Here is a 2692-nt window from a genome sequence, read left to right on the forward strand (position 1 = left end):
AAGGCAGAGCTGTAAGGACACAAGAAAACAGTAGAATTACGTTCCTTGCAAATGGTGAGATTAGCGCTAAATCAACAGATGCTGTAACGGGTAGTCAGCTTTTTGAAACGAATGATAAGGTTGTTACTTATTTAGGAGGCAATGCAGCTTTTAATAATGGTGTGTTTACTGGGCCGACCTATAGTTTATCGGAGATTGATAAAGATGGTAAGATAACAGCCAAACCTTTTACCAATGTTGGTTCAGCTTTTGAAGGACTTGATACAAATATCAAGAATGTCAATCAGAGGATTAAGGAAGTTTCTGAAGGAGTCGCACAGGATTCTTTGAATTGGAATAATGAAGCCAATGCATTTGTAGCTAAGCATGGAACGGAAGGAAACAATAGCAAATTGAAGTTTCTATTAGATGGAGAAATTTCTAAAGGTTCGACAGAAGCGATCACGGGCAATCAGCTTTATTCAATGAATCAAACATTTGCGACCTATTTTGGTGGAGGTGCAGGTTATAATGAAAAGGGAGAATGGGTTGCACCCACCTTCAAACTTAAAACTGTCAATGATGATGGTAGCACTGGTGAGGAAAAGGTTTACAATAGTGTAGCGGAAGCACTTGCAGGTGTTGCAAGTTCTATTACGAATGTTCACAATGATGTGACCAATGTAGTCAGTGATAGTCTTGCCAAGCAGGATGAAAAGACAAAAGTTATCAATATTGGTACAGAAGTAGAAGGCAATGAAATCAATATCGCAAATAAAGACAAAGGGGATAGAATTCTTTCCGGTGTGAAAGAAGCCGTGAGAGGTAATGAAGCTGTTAATAAAGACCAGCTTGATAAAAGTCTGAAGGAGCTTTCTAACAATCTTCAGTCTGATGAATCGGCTGTTGTTCATTACGATAAAACAGGTGATGATAATAGCAGCACTAATTATGCGAGTGTGACTTTGGGTAAAGGTAAGGGTTCTGCACCTGTTGGTTTGCATAATGTTGCCGAAGGTCAGATTAGTGAGAATTCGCATGATGCGGTTAATGGCGGTCAGATTTCTAAGGTTTCTCAGGATATTGCGAAATACTTAGGTGGAGGTACAAGCTTTAAAGATGGTACTTTCACGGGTCCAACCTATAAATTATCCAGTGTTGATGCAAAAGGCGAGGTAGTAGAAAAATCCTATGGTGATGTTGGTTTAGCCATTGAAGGTATTGATACGAATTTCAAGAATGTGAATAACAACCTAACGAATAAGTTTAATGAACTTACTGAAAACATCACGAATATTACTCAGGAAGTTCAAGGCGATGCGCTGTTGTGGGATAAGGACGCAGAGGCGTTTGTAGCGATGCATGGGGACAATAAAGAGAACAGCAAGCTTACATCACTTGCAGCTGGCTCTATAGTATCAGGCTCGAGTGATGCGATTACGGGTGGACAGATTTATGATCTGCAAAAACAGTTTGCTGGCTATTTTGGTGGTGGTGCTGGTTATAATGAGAAAGGCGAATGGCAAGATCCGGATTTCCAAATTCAGACTTTCAGCAATGATGGTACGAAAGGTGATAAGAAGAGCAGTAATAATGTTGCAGGTGCTTTTAATGACATTAATGACAGCATGAGCACTATCAACGCTCGTATTAAGGAAGTTTCAGAAGGAGTTGCACAAGATTCTTTATCATGGAGCAAGGCTGAAGGTGCTTTTGTCGCCTTGCATGGAGAAAAAGATGGTGAGAAGACACACAGCAAAATCACATCACTTGCAAATGGTGATATTACTGCTAGCTCAAGCGATGCTGTAGCAGGAAATCAGCTATATGCTCTAGGTAACAGTGTTGCGCAGTCTTTAGGTGGTGATGCTAGTTATGCAGGTGGCGCTTGGACGGCTCCAAGTTTCAAAGTTAAGATCGTTAATGAGGATGGTACTAAAGTTGAAGAGAAGAAGTATGATACTGTATCGGAAGCATTTGCTGGTGTAGGAACATCTTTTGAGAATCTTCAAAAAGAGTTTACTCAAAACAACACGGAGGTTACTGAAAATATTAAGCAGAATGCGTTGTTGTGGAGTGATTCTGAAAAGGCGTTTGTAGCAACACATGGAGAGGGTGATGAGAAAGGCAACAGTAAAATTAAGTTTCTTTCCAATGGAGAGGTTTCTGCAAGCTCAAGTGATGCGGTCAATGGTTCTCAGCTTTTTGAGACGAATAAGACTGTTGCAACTTATTTAGGTGGTGGCGCTGAATATAAGGAAGGTCAATGGAGTACTCCAAGCTTCAAAGTTAAGATCGTCAAAGAAGATGGCAGTGCCGTTGAAGAGCAGAGCTATGATGATGTTGCGTCTGCCTTTGCTGGTGTTGGTGATTCATTCATGAATATTCATAAAGAGCTTCAGAATGAGATTAATAAAGTTGTAGGAGATAGTCTTGTTAAGCAGGATGATGCTACGAAGGTAATCAAGATAGGTGGTGAAAAAGAGGGTAGTGCAATCACAATTGCAAACATGAATGGTGATACACGTAGTCTCTCTGGCGTGAAAGCTGGAACACTTTCTGAAGGCTCGACGGAAGCCGTGAATGGTTCACAGCTTTATTCCTTGCATCAGACGCTAGCGATGTATTTAGGAGGGGGAGCTAGCTATGAAGGTGGCGAATGGAGGGCTCCGGAATTCAAGGTTTCACAATTCAATTCTGATGGTAGTTCGTC

Annotated in this window: 1 pseudogene; it reads left to right on the forward strand. The window is 40.9% G+C overall.

The annotated features are described in order from the left end of the window. Window positions 1-2692 (forward strand): annotated as a pseudogene (locus tag ACFIL3_RS09515) (hypothetical protein); the annotation flags it as partial.

The sequence above is a fragment of the Bartonella sp. CE47NXGY genome, from assembly GCF_042195415.1.
Classification (GTDB): domain Bacteria; phylum Pseudomonadota; class Alphaproteobacteria; order Rhizobiales; family Rhizobiaceae; genus Bartonella.